General features: G+C 59.4%; 19 protein-coding genes. 15 read left to right on the top strand and 4 right to left on the bottom strand.

The features are described from left to right. Positions 1-215: 215 nt before the first annotated feature. The 3 genes from tatC to tatA are packed head-to-tail and all read right to left on the bottom strand — an operon-like array spanning position 216 to position 1,404. Complete coding sequence (tatC, locus tag WC683_00590) at positions 216-1,049, bottom strand: twin-arginine translocase subunit TatC (protein MFA4971077.1); 834 nt, start codon at positions 1,047-1,049, stop codon at positions 216-218. Further along, positions 1,046-1,237 carry a twin-arginine translocase TatA/TatE family subunit gene (locus tag WC683_00585; GenBank protein MFA4971076.1) on the bottom strand — a complete coding sequence of 64 codons (192 nt, stop codon included), beginning with the start codon at positions 1,235-1,237 and terminating at the stop codon, positions 1,046-1,048. The genes tatC and WC683_00585 overlap by 4 nt, the downstream gene beginning before the upstream one ends. Beyond that, complete coding sequence (gene tatA / locus WC683_00580) at positions 1,231-1,404, bottom strand: twin-arginine translocase TatA/TatE family subunit (protein MFA4971075.1); 174 nt, start codon at positions 1,402-1,404, stop codon at positions 1,231-1,233. The genes WC683_00585 and tatA overlap by 7 nt, the downstream gene beginning before the upstream one ends. Positions 1,405-1,528: 124 nt before the next feature. Between tatA and WC683_00575 the strand changes: the two genes are divergently transcribed. From WC683_00575 to gpmA, 3 genes are read left to right on the top strand one after another with little or no spacing between them, the layout of a single operon-like run. Further along, positions 1,529-2,029: a hypothetical protein gene (locus tag WC683_00575; GenBank protein MFA4971074.1), complete on the top strand. Its 501-nt coding sequence runs from the start codon at positions 1,529-1,531 to the stop codon at positions 2,027-2,029. Between the two features lie 40 nt (positions 2,030-2,069). Further along, positions 2,070-2,498 (top strand): hypothetical protein, encoded by a 429-nt coding sequence (locus tag WC683_00570; protein ID MFA4971073.1) that lies wholly within the window; start codon positions 2,070-2,072, stop codon positions 2,496-2,498. Position 2,499: 1 nt separating this feature from the next. Beyond that, positions 2,500-3,246: a 2,3-diphosphoglycerate-dependent phosphoglycerate mutase gene (gpmA, locus tag WC683_00565; GenBank protein MFA4971072.1), complete on the top strand. Its 747-nt coding sequence runs from the start codon at positions 2,500-2,502 to the stop codon at positions 3,244-3,246. Positions 3,247-3,259: 13 nt separating this feature from the next. On the opposite strand, the gene WC683_00560 is transcribed toward gpmA, so the two are convergent. Continuing rightward, a complete protein-coding gene (locus tag WC683_00560; protein ID MFA4971071.1) occupies positions 3,260-3,736 on the bottom strand; it encodes a hypothetical protein in 477 nt (158 codons plus the stop codon). A gap of 133 nt (positions 3,737-3,869) precedes the next feature. Here WC683_00560 and WC683_00555 point away from each other — a divergent pair, with 133 nt between their 5' ends. The 12 genes from WC683_00555 (at position 3,870) to WC683_00500 (ending at position 13,753) form a co-directional block, all read left to right on the top strand. Next, positions 3,870-4,403: a LemA family protein gene (locus WC683_00555; GenBank protein MFA4971070.1), complete on the top strand. Its 534-nt coding sequence runs from the start codon at positions 3,870-3,872 to the stop codon at positions 4,401-4,403. After that, positions 4,403-5,938 carry a PAS domain-containing sensor histidine kinase gene (locus tag WC683_00550; GenBank protein ID MFA4971069.1) on the top strand — a complete coding sequence of 512 codons (1,536 nt, stop codon included), beginning with the start codon at positions 4,403-4,405 and terminating at the stop codon, positions 5,936-5,938. The genes WC683_00555 and WC683_00550 overlap by 1 nt, the downstream gene beginning before the upstream one ends. A gap of 31 nt (positions 5,939-5,969) precedes the next feature. After that, entirely contained in the window at positions 5,970-6,356 is a 387-nt protein-coding gene (locus WC683_00545; GenBank protein MFA4971068.1) for a response regulator, read from the top strand. 12 nt (positions 6,357-6,368) lie between these two features. Next, positions 6,369-7,520 (top strand): aminotransferase class V-fold PLP-dependent enzyme, encoded by a 1,152-nt coding sequence (locus tag WC683_00540; GenBank protein MFA4971067.1) that lies wholly within the window; start codon positions 6,369-6,371, stop codon positions 7,518-7,520. A gap of 52 nt (positions 7,521-7,572) precedes the next feature. Beyond that, positions 7,573-8,778, top strand: coding sequence for an FprA family A-type flavoprotein (locus WC683_00535; GenBank protein MFA4971066.1), 1,206 nt, complete (start codon positions 7,573-7,575; stop codon positions 8,776-8,778). Between the two features lie 66 nt (positions 8,779-8,844). Further along, the gene (locus WC683_00530; protein ID MFA4971065.1) at positions 8,845-9,417 is read left to right on the top strand and encodes a rubrerythrin family protein; all 573 of its coding nucleotides are present in this window, start codon (positions 8,845-8,847) and stop codon (positions 9,415-9,417) included. A gap of 19 nt (positions 9,418-9,436) precedes the next feature. Beyond that, positions 9,437-9,814: a desulfoferrodoxin gene (locus WC683_00525; GenBank protein MFA4971064.1), complete on the top strand. Its 378-nt coding sequence runs from the start codon at positions 9,437-9,439 to the stop codon at positions 9,812-9,814. Then, complete coding sequence (locus tag WC683_00520; GenBank protein MFA4971063.1) at positions 9,802-11,502, top strand: 2-oxoacid:acceptor oxidoreductase subunit alpha; 1,701 nt, start codon at positions 9,802-9,804, stop codon at positions 11,500-11,502. The genes WC683_00525 and WC683_00520 overlap by 13 nt, the downstream gene beginning before the upstream one ends. A gap of 8 nt (positions 11,503-11,510) precedes the next feature. Then, the gene (locus tag WC683_00515) at positions 11,511-12,362 is read left to right on the top strand and encodes a 2-oxoacid:ferredoxin oxidoreductase subunit beta (protein MFA4971062.1); all 852 of its coding nucleotides are present in this window, start codon (positions 11,511-11,513) and stop codon (positions 12,360-12,362) included. Further along, entirely contained in the window at positions 12,362-12,895 is a 534-nt protein-coding gene (locus tag WC683_00510; GenBank protein MFA4971061.1) for a flavin reductase family protein, read from the top strand. The genes WC683_00515 and WC683_00510 overlap by 1 nt, the downstream gene beginning before the upstream one ends. Positions 12,896-12,907: 12 nt before the next feature. Continuing rightward, positions 12,908-13,072: a rubredoxin gene (locus WC683_00505; GenBank protein MFA4971060.1), complete on the top strand. Its 165-nt coding sequence runs from the start codon at positions 12,908-12,910 to the stop codon at positions 13,070-13,072. Between the two features lie 12 nt (positions 13,073-13,084). Next, the gene (locus tag WC683_00500) at positions 13,085-13,753 is read left to right on the top strand and encodes a fumarylacetoacetate hydrolase family protein (GenBank protein ID MFA4971059.1); all 669 of its coding nucleotides are present in this window, start codon (positions 13,085-13,087) and stop codon (positions 13,751-13,753) included. The last annotated feature ends 1 nt before the right edge of the window (position 13,754 follow it).

The following is a 13,754-nucleotide window of genomic DNA, read 5'->3' as shown; positions in this document are numbered from 1 at the left end:
ATTTTATGAAATGTTACAACAGTGTCTCAGGCGGCGGTTTTTGGCACAAGTATTGCTATAAATATAAGCTGGAGAGTTAGATATAAAAAGTTGCAGAAAGGGGGATTTAAAAAAGGAGGGAAGATGTTCAGGAACGTACATAAATCACCCTGGTTGATCGTGGCGTTTATCGCAGCGATGCTCGCCATTGTATCATTATATGTCCGTTCCTATAATTATACCCCCTCGATCTCCCTCTTGATCTGCACCGACGATTCCAAGAGCGGCGGTGACGACGAGGGCGGCGAACCCACCGATTTTGCCTGATCATCGGACGCGCTTCTACGAAATATCCTCACCGACAGGATGGACAATTCGTACAGCACCAGGAGCGGTATCGCCACCGCGATCTGGGAGATCGCGTCCGGCGGCGTGGCGATTGCGGCCAGGATGAACGCGGCCACGATCACGTACTTGCGCATTTTTCGCAGTTTTTCGATCGGCACGATCTCCCACGTCGCCAGCAGCGCAGTGACGAGCGGCACCTGAAAGACGAGCCCGAAGGCCACGAGGGCGGTCAGGATGAAGCCGAGGTAGCCGTTGATCCCGGGCATCATCGCGACGTTGCTTGCCGCGCCCACGGCGACGAAGTATTCAAAAGCATAGGGAAGCAGTAAACCGTAGCAGGCGAGCGCCCCTGCGGCGAAGAGCGCGGCCGAGAGAGCGGCGACGAACGCGATCTTCTTTCGGCCTTTCTTCCCTATCGCGGGCGCTGCGAACGCCCAGGCCTGGTAGAAGATGACGGGCGACGAGGCGAATGCGCCTGCAGCGAGCGCCGCCTTCATCTGCGCGAACCACGCGTCCATTGGGCCGAGCGCTATGAAGCTCGATCCCGCGGGCAGCGCGCGCGCCAGCGGGGCCATGAGCAGCTCGAGTATCCGGTCGGAGAAGAAGAGGGAGGCCGCGCCGGCGAGCAGGAGGGCGGAGACGGAGATGATGATCCTCCTCCTCAGCTCGCGAAGATGGTCCTTGATGGGCCTCGGCGGGTCCTTGAGCTTTTCGGAGTTCATGGCGTTCCCTTGCCGTCGCCCCCCTCGTCCGCATCGACGAGCCCTGACTTGAACTCGTCGATGCCCTTCCTCGCCCTTGCGTAGAGGCTGCCCGACTTTTTGGCGGCAGAGACCATCCTCTCGGGGCCGAGCACGATCGCCGCTACTGCGAGGATGACGACGATTTCCCAGAATCCGATGCCTAGCATGAAGGTTTTTCCTCGTCCTTGATCGACTTCTTGAATCCCCTGATAGCTTGGCCCAGGGCTTTGCCTATCGCCGGGAGCCTGCCTGCGCCGAAAACGATGAGCACTACGAGGAGGATCACGATGATCTCCCAGAGCCCCGGCCTGATGAATGCTAAGATTCCTGTCATGTCACACCTCCCTGCCGCATGCGGCAAAGCGACACTATCATTTGGAGGGAGCATCTCAAGGGTTATTGCATTTAAATCCCGGCATTGAAATCCGGCGGGTTTTTTAATATGTAGATCCGGCCATATGATCGAGCTCAAGACAACCATCGACGAGAAGGAGAGGATAGAGCGTGAGGCGCTCACCTTTTTTCTTCGGCTCTACAACCGCAGGAAGGGCACCAAATTCAGGTTTCTGAGGAAGCGCGAGCGGCCCGACTTCGAGGTCATAGACCGTATCTCCGGAAAGACGGTCGGCGTGGAGATATCGCACATATTCCACGACAAAAAGGAAGCGATGATGTTCATGGGCCGCGACCCCTCCTCGGTCCACGGCATTATAACCGCAGAGGATCACGTGGGCGTGCTGGTGGAGATCCTCAAGAAGAAGGCGGAGAAGGTGAGGGGGTACGATTACAAGGGACCCATGTTCCTGGTCATCAGGGATTACTCGCAGACGTTCGACCTCAAGACGCTCTTCGGGTACAAACTGGGTCTCAAGGTTCCGCGCTCGGATTACAGGGAGATCTGGTATCTCTCCAGATCGAAACCGGTGAAGAAGTGGGACGAGCTGGTGAGGCTTCGGTAGGTGATGACAAGGCTCGTCGCTTTATGCATAATCTCCGGCTATGAAAGCAATCATAAGATTCATGAGGGAGAAGCGCTGGCTCGTCTACGGCTCCTGCTCGGGCGGGGCGATAGGCGCGCTGGCCATCCACTTCAATGAGGCGCTGCCGCATGCAGGGGGCTTGAGCTTCGGCCTTCCGATGGGCATGGCGCTCGCCGTGGCGCTTGGCATGATCGGCGGCATAATAGGAGGGGTGATCGGCAGTTTCCTCGCCGGGATGATGGTCAAGGAAGAGGTGGTCATGAACGTGGGGGAGTCGCTAGGCGTCGGGCTCCTGAACGGCTTCGTCATGGGCACTGCGGTCGGCGTTGCCCTCGGACTTTGTCACATCTACCTCAGGGATTACGTCACGCCGCTAAATCTCTTCATTGCGATGGCGGTCCTGTTCATAGCGGCCATGGCGGTAAAAAAATTTTTCAAGGAGGTGTGAGATGTACAAGGTGGTTCTTTTGAGGCACGGGGAGAGCGTCTGGAACAAGGAAAACCGCTTCACAGGCTGGACGGACGTGGATCTGTCCGAGAAGGGCGTTTCAGAGGCGCACGATGCTGGGAAGGAGCTCAAGAAGGCCGGCTTCGTGTTCGACATCGCCTTCACCTCCGTGCTCAAGAGGGCGATCCGCACGCTCTGGATAGTACAGGACGACATGGACCTGATGTGGATACCAGTCGAGATCTCCTGGCGCCTCAACGAGCGCCACTACGGCGCCCTCCAGGGCCTCAACAAGGCGGAGATGGCTCAGGCTCACGGCGAGGAACAGGTGAAGATCTGGAGGCGCAGCTACGACATCCCGCCGCCCGCGCTCACTCCGGACGATAGGCGATGGTCAGGCCGCGATCCGCGTTACAAGGGGCTCACGAAGGAGGAGTTGCCCGCCACCGAGTGTCTGAAGGACACGGTGAACAGGTTTTTGCCCTATTGGCACGGTACGATCGCGCCCACGATCAAGTCCGGGAAAAAGGTGATAATAGCGGCGCACGGGAATTCGCTGCGAGCGCTGGTCAAGTATCTGGATGACGTCTCGGACCAGGATATAGTGAATCTCAACATACCCACCGGGATGCCGCTTGTCTACGAACTCGATGCGGACCTCAAGCCCTCGAACCGCTACTATCTGGGAGACCCTGAGAAGGTGAAGGCTGCAATGGCGGCGGTGGCTGCGCAGGGCAAGGCGAAATAATAGGCGAATTGTCCTATTTTCCCAGCGCCATGCCCACGCATTTTCCTGCCTCGCATTTGAACGACTCGAACTCCATGAAGCTGCACGGTATCTCAGGGCAATCGTCCCCGAACCAATCTTCACTGGTGCAGAAGCGCTTGTTCGCAGTCTCCCTGCGCTCCTTCTCCGCTGAGTTCACCACGTAAGGTGTGCACTCGGCTGCGCATTTGCAGTCGTTATGAGACCTGGGCGAGTTGGCGTACTTTGTGAAGGTGCATTCAACGCGGTCTTTGCACGTAAAGTCGGAGGGGATAGGTATTATACGCGAATGGTGCAGAGGCACATCCGGGGTCGCCGCGCCTGCGGCGGCTTGGCCCGGTGCCGGCGCAGGATGCGTGAGCTCGGGCGCCGTGGTGCCCGGATCCGGCAGTTTGTCGGCCGTCCTGGTGCACGCAACGAGCGCCAGGGCTGCGATGAAAAGGAAGGTGAGTGACGGGAAACGGGAATTCATATGCTCCCCCTTTGACGGGTGAGAGGATAGCCGAGGAGATCGGAGACTTCAACGCCAATCATGCGAGATTGGTTTGCTCGGGATTGACTTCGCCCTTGCCTGTCGGTACGTTGGCGGCAGACAGGGGGGAGATATGGGAAAATCTACTTGGACCATCGTCGTCGTAGTCCTCATAATCGTCGCAGGCATCTGCATCGTCAAATACAACGGTCTGAGCATGGTCGATGAACAGGTGACCAAATCCTGGACTCCGCTCGGCGGCGAGCTGAAGAAGAGGTATGCCTCGCTCCCAAGGCTCGTCCCTGAGGTCAACCTCTACGTGGGCGCAAAGCTCACCGAGGCCATGGAGCTCTCCGCTGCTATGGCCAAATTCACAGGGGCCGGAACCTTCGCGGAACAGGTCGAGGCCGCAAACGGCGTGGAGACGGCTGTACAGCAGCTCGCCCAGGTCCTCGCCGAGCGCTTTCCCGTGATAAGCGGGCAACACCAATTCGACGTGATCCGACAGATCGCCCAGGGCACGGGGGCCGCCATGGCGCCGATGATCGCCGCGTACAACAAGGCGGTGGATGATTATAACTCCTATTCCAGGCGTTTCCCCGCCAATCTGGTTGCAGCGGCGTTCGGCTTTCCTGCGGGTTACGAATATTTCCAGGAGGAGAAGTAATGGCAAAGCGCGGCATGAAAAAGACGGGGGAAACTCCTGTGCACCGTAAGGAGATGAGCGATATCGCCGATCGCGAGTGGTCTGAAGAGGAGCTGCGGAAGAGCGAGACGAAATTCAAGACGTTGTTTGAGAACGCCAACGACGCCATATTCCTGATGCAAAAGGACAGGTTCGTCGACTGCAACGAGCGGACGCTCAAGATGTTCGGATGCACGAGAAGGAAGATCGTCGGCGAGCGTCCCTACAAATTTTCACCCCGACTTCAGCCCGATGGACGCAAATCCAAGGATAAGGCCATCGAGAAGATCACCGCCGCGTTCTCCGGGACGCCTCAGTTCTTCGAATGGAGGCACACGAAGCTGGACGGAACTCTGTTCGATGCCGAGGTGAGCCTAAACCTTCTCAAATTGGGAGATGAATCTTACCTGTTGGCCATCGTACGCGACATCACCGAACGCAAGCGGGCCGAAGAGGCGCTTCGTGCTTCGGAGGAGAATTACCGTTCCATCTTCAATGCCGCAAACGATGCCATGTTCGTGCATGATCCGAAGACCGGGGGCATCCTGGATGTGAACCGGAGGATGTGCGAGATGTTCGGCTATACGGTCGAGGAGGCCAAAAAGCTCGATGTGACGTCGCTGAGTTTGGGTGAGTCGCCTTACTCCCAGGTTGAAGCGAAGGAGTGGATAAGGAAGGCGTCGCAGGGAAAATCGCAGGTCTTTGAATGGATGGCCAAGGACAAAAAGGGGCGTCTCTTCTGGACCGAGGTGAGTCTCAGGTCCGCCATGATAGGGGGACGCGAACGGGTGCTTGCGATCGTGCGCGACATCGCCGAGCGCAAGCATGCCGAGGCGATGAAGGGAACCCTCATAAGGAATGTCTCCCACGGCCTGAAGACCCCTGTGTTCACCGTACAGATGGCGGTGGACGTCTGCAAAAAGGCGATCGAGGCGAAAGACCTGGCTTTGGTACATGAATACGTGGAGATAATCGACCGCAATGCCAAGGCCATTGGCGCCGACATCTCGAAGATCATGGAGCTCTACAGGCGCGAGCGGGGGGTGAAGGAAGAACTCGAAGTCGACGAGTACGTTCGTGTGAAGGACGTCTTCGGCCCGATCGAGGAGCTATTCCAGGATATCGCCAGGGGCAAAGGGGTGGAACTGAAGATAAATCTGTCGAATGCGCCCGAACGGGCGGCGGTCAAGGAGATGGACCTGCGCTTCCTGATAGCGAACCTCATCGAAAACTCGATCAAATTCACGGAACATGGGCGCATAACGGTCGATGTCATCCGAAAAGGAAAATTCATGTCCATTTCCGTGAAGGATACCGGCTGCGGCATCGCAGAGGAGGAGCTGGGCAAGGTATTCGAGATGTTCTATCAGCGCACGCCGGCCATCGAGGGAATAGGCCTGGGTCTTTCCATATGCAGGAAGATTGTCGAGGATGCGGGCGGCAGCATAACGATCGAGTCGGAAGGCCTTGGCAAGGGCACGACCGTCGTGGCGCTCTTGCCGCTTGCGCAGGGATGAATTTTGGCGGATATCCCGCCAAGGAGGCCGCATGAATGCAGAGCAGAGACAGACGAAGCGCATCCTCATCTTGGACGACAGCAGTGATATGCGGGAGATTTACAAATCTTTCTTCAAAGGTCACTCGGGCGAATTCAAGATCGACGTGGAGGGCGATGCGCATGTGGCGATCGAGAAGCTCAAGAAGGAGACGTTTGACCTCATAGTACTCGATATAATAATGGAGCCCATGACCGGCGAGGCCTTCCTCATGTACGCCAGGGAGAATAAGAGCTCGGAGAACACGCCTATCATAGTGGTGAGCGTGCTCAGCGAGAGCATACTCAAGAGCCTCAAACGCTTCAAAGCGGTGCACTTCCTCCAGAAGCCCGTCACAGAGGTTCAGCTCATCACCGCTATCAATCAACACATTGGCTGAAAGGGCATGCGTATGGTCGATTGGAAAAAGGTGAGGGCGGACTTCCCTGTCACCCGGGACAAGGTCTATCTCATATCAGCGGGCATGTCTCCGCTGCCCAATCAGGTGCTGGCTCGGGTGGCGGCGGAGTACGGAAAACTCAACTCCTGCGGCGACATCCACTGGGATAAGGACATCGACGATCACCTGGGCCTCAGGCGGAGGCTCTGCTCCCGCCTGGGCGCGTCCGGCGACGACGTGGCCATGATGATGAACACATCCACGGTCATGTCCGTCATAGCGCTTTCGCTCAGGGGCGTGCATGGGGAAGGGGTCGGCCTGGTGTCTGTGCAGGACGAGTTCCCGTCCACCACGGTCCCGTACGAATATCAGGGCGTGAGGATGAAGTACGTGAAGCCCGAATCCGCGCGTTATCCTGTGGATGCGATCCTGGCGGAGCTGGACGATGGTACGGTCGGCGTGGTCACGTCGTATGTGCAGTATTCCACCGGTTTCAGGCAGGACCTGGAGAGGCTGGGGGGCGAGCTCAAGAGGCTCGGCAAGCTCTTCATCGTCAACGCGACGCAGGGTTTCCCGCTCTTCCCCATAGACGTGCGAAGGATGCGCATCGACGCGCTCAGCGCCTCGCTGAACAAGTGGGGATTCGCGGGCCACACCGGCGCCATGTTCTACACCTCGCAGGAATTCCGCGACAAATACCCAAGCCCGATCGCAGGTTGGCTGTCGGTGGATACTCGGGGAAAGAGCTTCATCCACACTGCAAAAGGCGAGCCCATCAAACTGCACACGAGCGCGCAGAGATACATGCTGGGCTCCACCAGCTTCGAGTCCGTCAACCCGCTCAGCACGGCGCTCGATTACCTCGAGGGAATAGGCTACGATAAGATCGAGGCCCGGATCATGGAGCTCGGGGATCGGCTGATCGAGGGGCTCCGCGGCATAGGGGTGGAGATCGTCTCTCCTGTCGCGAATAAAAAGGAGCGCTCCGCGATAATCACGTTATCCGTGGGCGCGAGGGGCGAGGAGTGCTGCCGCTATCTCGAGGGGAGGGGCATATACACTTCTCCTCGCGCCGGAAACGTGCGAACCTCGCTCAACATCTTCAACGACGAGTCCGACATCTCGCGCCTCATCGAGGCGCTGAAGGCCTTTCTCTCTCTTTGACACGCACATATATTCAGGGTAATTCGTCTGACTCATCCCGGGGGGGGGCAAGATGGATTCGTCGGTTCGGATAACGGATTCGGTGACCTGGATAGGCGCCAACGACCGCGAGACCGACCTCTTCGAGGGACTCTGGCCGCTGCCGCGCGGGGTCTGCTACAATGCGTACCTCGTGCGCGCGGGCAAGACGGCGCTCATCGACACGGTCAAACGCACCGCCTTCGACCGCTACATCGACAACATAAGGGGCTCCGTTGGACCGGCCGGCAGGGTGGACTATCTCGTCATCAACCACATGGAGCCCGATCACTCGGGCTCGGTGAGGATGCTGCTCGACATCTTTCCCGACGTAAAGATCGTGGGCAACCAGAAGACCGCTCTCTTCCTCGAGAAATTCTACGACATAAAGAATAACGTCATCGTCGTGTCTGACGGGGATGAGCTGGACCTGGGCGGACGCAAACTCAAATTCCACATGACGCCCATGGTCCACTGGCCTGAGACCATGATGACCTACGATACTGCGGATAAGATACTCTTCTCCGGCGACGCGTTCGGAGGCTTCGGCGCGCTCGAGGGCGGAATCTTCGACGACGAGGTGGATGTCGATTACTTCGAAAACGAGATACTGCGTTACTTCTCCAACATCGTCGGCAAGTACTGCGTGCCGGTGCAGAACGCGATCAAGAAGCTCGCGGGGGTCGACGTCAAAATCGTCGCATCCACCCATGGTCCGATATGGCGCAAGGACCCGGCCTGGATCATAGAGAAGTACGACCGCTGGAGCCGCCACGAGGGCGAGGAGGGCGTGGTCCTCATCTACGGCTCCATGTACGGCAACACCGAGCGCATGATGGAGGCGGTGGCGCGGGGGCTCGCGGAGGAGGAGGTCTCGCGCATTCGAATATTCAACGTCTCGCGCATGCACGTCTCGTACCTCATACGCGACGCGTGGCGCTTCCGGGGCCTCATCCTCGGCAGCCCAACCTATGACACCGGGCTCTATCCCCCGATGGAGCACTTCATAAAACTCCTCGAGCGCAAGAAGCTCATGAAACGGGTGCTCGGGCTCTTCGGCACCTTCGGCTGGAGCGGGGGCGGCGTTTCCACGCTCACCGAGTTTGCAAAGGGAGGCGCCGGCGCATGGGATTTGGTGGAGCCGGTGGTGGAGGCGAATTGCGCGCCCACCGCAGAGGACCTCAAAAAGTGCGAGGATCTTGGCAGGAACGTGGTTAGGAGGCTGAAGGCCAATTGGTGATTGCAAACTAATTGGCTTATATATATACCACGATTCGTCCCCATGCGGACTGAAAGGAGATCGAAGATGAATCTAAAAGGATCGAATACCGAGAAAAACATCCTCACAGCGTTTGCAGGCGAATCGCAGGCCAGAAACCGCTACTCCTACTTCGCGGGTCAGGCGAAGAAAGAGGGCTACGTGCAGATCTCGCAGATCTTCGAGGAGACCGCAAACCAGGAAAAGGAGCACGCTAAACGCCTCTTCAAGTTCCTGGACGGAGGCCTGGTGGAGGTCAGGGGGCTGTTCCCTGCGGGCAAGATCGGCACCACGGTGGAGAATCTGGCCGAGGCGGCCGCGGGCGAGCGCAACGAGTGGTCCGAGATGTATCCAGGTTTTGCGACGGTGGCGCGCAAAGAGGGGTTCGAGGAGATCGCGCAGGCCTTTGAGTCGATCGCCGTCGCGGAGAAACAGCACATGCGCCGCTACGAGTCGCTCAAGGCCAACATCGAGAATGGCGTCGTATTCACGCGTCAGCAGGAGACGACATGGCGCTGCCTGAACTGCGGCTATGTGCACAAGGGCAGGGGCGCGCCGGACAAGTGCCCGGCATGTCAGCACCCGCAGGCGTATTTTGAGTTGCTGGGAGAGAACTGGTAACGCAAAAGGGGGAGGCGATATGGCGACAAAACTTCTGGAGATCTACAAATGCGAGGTTTGCGGCAACATGGTGGAGATGGTGCATGCGAGCATAGGCCAGCTGGTGTGCTGTGATCAGCCGATGAAGCGCTTGGACGCCAACACGGTGGACGCGGCCAAGGAGAAGCACGTGCCCGTGATCGAACGCACGGCCGCGGGGCTCATCGTCAAGGTCGGCAGCGTGGCGCATCCCATGGAGGAGAAGCACTACATCGAGTGGATCGAGATCATAGCGAACGGCAAGACTTGCAGACAGTTCTTGAAGCCCGGGGAAAAGCCCGAGGCGACTTTCAACGTGAAGGCGAACCAGATCACTGCCCGGGAGTACTGCAACATCCACGGGCTATGGAAGGGATAACCGGCGTTGTGCCAAAGGGCGCCCTCAACATCCTCATAGGCGGCGAGGCGGGGCAGGGGCTTGTCACTGTGGGCAGGCTGCTCTCGAAGATACTCGTGCGCCAGGGTTTTCACATAGTGGTGACGCAGGACTACCAGTCCCGCATCCGCGGCGGCCACAACTCGTTCAGGATCAGGGCGTCCGTGTCCGAGATCGCCTCGCCCGAGGAGGCCGTGGATCTTCTCGTGGCGTTCGATGCGAATACGATCGAGATCTACAAACATTCACTTCGCGACGGCGGCTTCATCCTCGCTGAAAAGAAATTCGCCTGCGACCACGGCCGTTGCCTCGCAATCCCCTACGATGAGCTCGCCGGCGGCGCGAGGTACGAGAACATAGTCGCGCTCGGGATCTCATGCTCGTTGCTCGGGTTGCCCAAAGAAGCCGCGGCCAAGGCGGTCGAGTCGGCATTCGGCCGCAAAGATGTCTCCGTGGTCGAGGCCAACGAGGCGGCGCTCGCGCGCGCCTATGAGTGGAACGGGGATCGCAGGATAGAGGGCCCGGGCAAGGCTCGACCCTGTGCTTCGTGCGTGATGCTCGACGGCAACGAGGCGATAGCGCTGGGCGCGCTATCGGCAGGGCTCAAGTTCTACTGCTTCTACCCCATGACCCCCTCTACATCCATCGCGCTCACCCTCGCCGCTCACTCGAAGAAGATGGGGATAGTGGTGGAGCAGGTCGAAGACGAGATCGCGGCCGTCAATATGGCGATAGGTGCGTCGTACGCCGGCGCGCCCGCCATGGTGGGAACGTCCGGCGGAGGTTTCGCGCTCATGGTCGAGGGCGTGAGTCTGGCCGCCATGACCGAGACTCCGATCGTGATCGTCGTCTCACAGAGGCCTGCGCCTGCTACGGGACTGCCCACGCGCACCGAGCAGGCGGACCTGGAGCTCGTGCTGCACGCGGGCCACGGCGAGTTCCCGCGCGCGATCTTCTCGCCGGGCACCGTGGAGCAGTGTTTTCACCTCGCGCGCAGGGCGATGTTCCTGGCCGAGAAGTCGCAGGGCCCCGTATTCCTTCTCACGGACCAGTTTCTCGCCGATTCCTGCCGCTCGGTCGAACCGTTCGATATAGCCGCCCTTGAGCCTGTGAAACCGGGCGTTGACCCCGCTTTGATCAAAGGCGATTATCTGCGCCACAGGTTCACCGCCGACGGCATCTCGCCGAGGCTCCTGCCAGGGGCGAGCGAACACCTGGTCGTCACCGACTCCGACGAGCATACTGAGGACGGTCACCTGACCGAAGACCTGGTCGTGCGGAAAAGGATGGTGGAGAAGAGGGCTGCCAAGATGTCGGCCATCATGGCCGAGGTGGAGGCGCCGTCATATGCGGGCGACGACGATCCTGATCTTCTGATGGTCTGCTGGGGCTCCACCAAGGGCGTTGCCGAGGAAACGGTCTCTATCCTCCGGGCAAAGGGGCGCAAGGCCGCTGTCATGCATTTCTCTCAGGTCTGGCCCCTGAAACCTCTGCAGTTCATGAAGCGGCTCGAGTCCGCGAAGAGGACGGTGGCTGTGGAGGGGAACGCGACGGCTCAGTTCGCGAGACTCTTGCGCCGAGAGACCGGCTTCGAGATCAAGGAGAGGATACTCCGTTATGACGGCCTGCCGATCACCACGGAGTATATTTTACAGGGGATGGAATCGTAGAGGTTGAGATGGTCAACGTATCTGATTACGGAACATACGAGACTGCATGGTGCCCGGGCTGCGGCAACTTCGCGATCCTGGACTGCGTGAAGCAGGCGCTCGCCGAGCTTTCGCTCGCCCCGCATCAGGTCCTATTCGTCTCAGGCATAGGCCAGGCGGCCAAAGCGCCCCATTATCTCAACTGCAACGTATTCGACGGCCTGCACGGCCGCGCGCTGCCGGTTGCCACCGGCGCCAAGCTCGCGAATCGCAAGCTCGCGGTCATAGTGGAGAGCGGCGACGGCTGTTCCTACGGCGAGGGCGGCAACCACTTCATGGCCGCGATCAGGCGCAACGTGGACGTCACGATGATAGTGCACAACAACCAGGTCTACGGCCTCACCAAGGGACAGGCGAGCCCCACGTCTGAGGAGGGCTTTGTCACAAAGGCCCAGCCGGCCGGGGCCTTCTCCGAGCCCCTCCATCCGCTCGGGGTCGCGATCGCCATGCGCGCCGGATTCGTGGCGCGGAGCTTCTCCGGCATGAAGGATCACGCGGTGGAGATGATCAAACAGGCGATGGGGCATCGCGGTTTCTCGCTGGTGGACGTGCTGCAGCCGTGCGTCTCCTTCAACAAGGTCAATACTTTCGCATGGTACAAGAAACGCTGCCAGCCGCTGCCCGAGGGATACGACCCCAAGAACTGGGAGACTGCGATAAAAACCTCCATGGAGTGGGGGGATCGCATACCCGTCGGCGTCATCTACAGGAATGACAGACCGGCATTCGAGGAGCACTTCGACTGGATATCGCAGGGCGGGCTCGTGGATACCCCGTATTCAAAGGATGCGCTGATGGAGGCGATGAAGGGCTACGGCTGATGCCAGGCCAAAGGATTGCGATGGACTTCAGGATCACAAGCGATACAGCAGGCCTCAACCAGGCGCTCTTTTCCGTTACGCACGGCCTCTACATACTCACCTCGATCTCCGGGGGGCGCATCAACGGCCAGTGCCTCGACTCGCTGATGCAGGTGACCAACATGCCTCCGCGCATGGCTATCGGCGTGGGCAAGCGTTCGCTCACGCACGATATGATAATGGAGTCCGGAATTTTTGCGGCAAACGTCATAGACAGGGAGTACGCCCACTGCTATGCGGACGTGAAGCGCTTCGGTTTCCAGAGCGGACGCAAGGTGGACAAGTTCGCGGACCGCGCGCACGAGGCTGGCGAGCTGGGCGCGCCGGTGTTGCCCGAGGCAAAGGCCTTCTTCGAGTGCAGGGTGATCAGGGAGAAGACCGTGGGCCTGGACACTCACACGATCTTCGTTGCGGACGTGGTGCGCGCCGGCACCCGCGACTCGGGCGAGCCGTTGACGTACAATGAGTATCGAAAGGTGCTGAAGAAGAGATAAACGGGGGTTCATATGCACAAATGGATGTGTCAGGTCTGCGGTTACATCTACGATCCTGCGAAGGGCGATCCGGCAAACGGCGTCGAGCCGGGCACCGACTTTGCGGACGTCCCCGAAGACTGGGTCTGCCCGGAGTGCGGGGTGGGCAAGGACCAGTTCGAGAGGCTGGACAATTGAGGAGGCGGTAGTATGCGCCAGATCCGGTTGGGCGGTGAGGCCTATGAGCCCACTAAGGTCATCTGCGTGGGCAGGAACTTCCCTGACCACGCTAGGGAAATGGGGGGAACCGCGTCGTCGTCCGAACCCATCATATTCATCAAACCCAATTCCTCGGTAGCCTCGTCTCCCTCCGAGATATTCATACCGCAATCTCTGGGCCTCCTCCATCACGAGGTAGAGCTCTGCGCCCTCATCGGAAACGGCGGAAGCGGTTTGTCGATCGAGGGGGCGCAGGGATCGATAGCAGGCTGGGCGGTCGGCATTGATTTCACGCTGAGGTCCGTGCAGATGGAGGCCAAGAAGGTCGGCGGCCCCTGGGCCCTCGCGAAGGGATTCGACAACGCGGCGGTCATGGGCGAATTTGCGGGCGTGGGCGGCGAGCTCGATCCGTCGGCATTCTGGTTCTCCCTCTCCGTGAACGGTCATGAGCGCCAGCGAGGTCTTGCCCGCGACATGGTCTTCACCCCTGCGGCGATAATAAGCTACGTGTCGCGCTTCATGACACTCGAGAAGGGCGACGTGATCATGTGCGGCACGCCCTCGGGCGTGGGCGAGGTGCGCGACGGCGACAGGATTGCGGCTGAGGCGAAGGGGCTCCCGAAACTCGAATTCCTGCTCAGGCGAAAACAGGGGGGATAAG

The sequence above is a fragment of the bacterium genome, from assembly GCA_041648665.1.
Lineage (GTDB): Bacteria > UBA10199 > UBA10199 > 2-02-FULL-44-16 > JAAZCA01 > JAFGMW01.
Note: the sequence above shows the minus strand (reverse complement) of the source record. Positions and strands in the feature narration are given on the sequence as shown.

Bases quoted from the DNA above. Each gene is read 5' to 3' on its own strand.
- WC683_00555 (MFA4971070.1), top strand. From the start codon at position 3,870: ATGGGAAAATCTACTTGGACCATCGTCGTCGTAGTCCTCATAATCGTC.
- WC683_00585 (MFA4971076.1), bottom strand. From the start codon at position 1,237: ATGCTAGGCATCGGATTCTGGGAAATCGTCGTCATCCTCGCAGTAGCG.
- WC683_00570 (MFA4971073.1), top strand. From the start codon at position 2,070: ATGAAAGCAATCATAAGATTCATGAGGGAGAAGCGCTGGCTCGTCTAC.
- WC683_00545 (MFA4971068.1), top strand. From the start codon at position 5,970: ATGAATGCAGAGCAGAGACAGACGAAGCGCATCCTCATCTTGGACGAC.
- WC683_00540 (MFA4971067.1), top strand. From the start codon at position 6,369: ATGGTCGATTGGAAAAAGGTGAGGGCGGACTTCCCTGTCACCCGGGAC.
- gpmA (MFA4971072.1), top strand. From the start codon at position 2,500: ATGTACAAGGTGGTTCTTTTGAGGCACGGGGAGAGCGTCTGGAACAAG.
- tatA (MFA4971075.1), bottom strand. From the start codon at position 1,404: ATGACAGGAATCTTAGCATTCATCAGGCCGGGGCTCTGGGAGATCATC.
- WC683_00520 (MFA4971063.1), top strand. From the start codon at position 9,802: ATGGAAGGGATAACCGGCGTTGTGCCAAAGGGCGCCCTCAACATCCTC.
- WC683_00530 (MFA4971065.1), top strand. From the start codon at position 8,845: ATGAATCTAAAAGGATCGAATACCGAGAAAAACATCCTCACAGCGTTT.
- WC683_00575 (MFA4971074.1), top strand. From the start codon at position 1,529: ATGATCGAGCTCAAGACAACCATCGACGAGAAGGAGAGGATAGAGCGT.
- WC683_00515 (MFA4971062.1), top strand. From the start codon at position 11,511: ATGGTCAACGTATCTGATTACGGAACATACGAGACTGCATGGTGCCCG.
- tatC (MFA4971077.1), bottom strand. From the start codon at position 1,049: ATGAACTCCGAAAAGCTCAAGGACCCGCCGAGGCCCATCAAGGACCAT.
- WC683_00535 (MFA4971066.1), top strand. From the start codon at position 7,573: ATGGATTCGTCGGTTCGGATAACGGATTCGGTGACCTGGATAGGCGCC.
- WC683_00505 (MFA4971060.1), top strand. From the start codon at position 12,908: ATGCACAAATGGATGTGTCAGGTCTGCGGTTACATCTACGATCCTGCG.
- WC683_00510 (MFA4971061.1), top strand. From the start codon at position 12,362: ATGCCAGGCCAAAGGATTGCGATGGACTTCAGGATCACAAGCGATACA.
- WC683_00500 (MFA4971059.1), top strand. From the start codon at position 13,085: ATGCGCCAGATCCGGTTGGGCGGTGAGGCCTATGAGCCCACTAAGGTC.
- WC683_00560 (MFA4971071.1), bottom strand. From the start codon at position 3,736: ATGAATTCCCGTTTCCCGTCACTCACCTTCCTTTTCATCGCAGCCCTG.
- WC683_00525 (MFA4971064.1), top strand. From the start codon at position 9,437: ATGGCGACAAAACTTCTGGAGATCTACAAATGCGAGGTTTGCGGCAAC.
- WC683_00550 (MFA4971069.1), top strand. From the start codon at position 4,403: ATGGCAAAGCGCGGCATGAAAAAGACGGGGGAAACTCCTGTGCACCGT.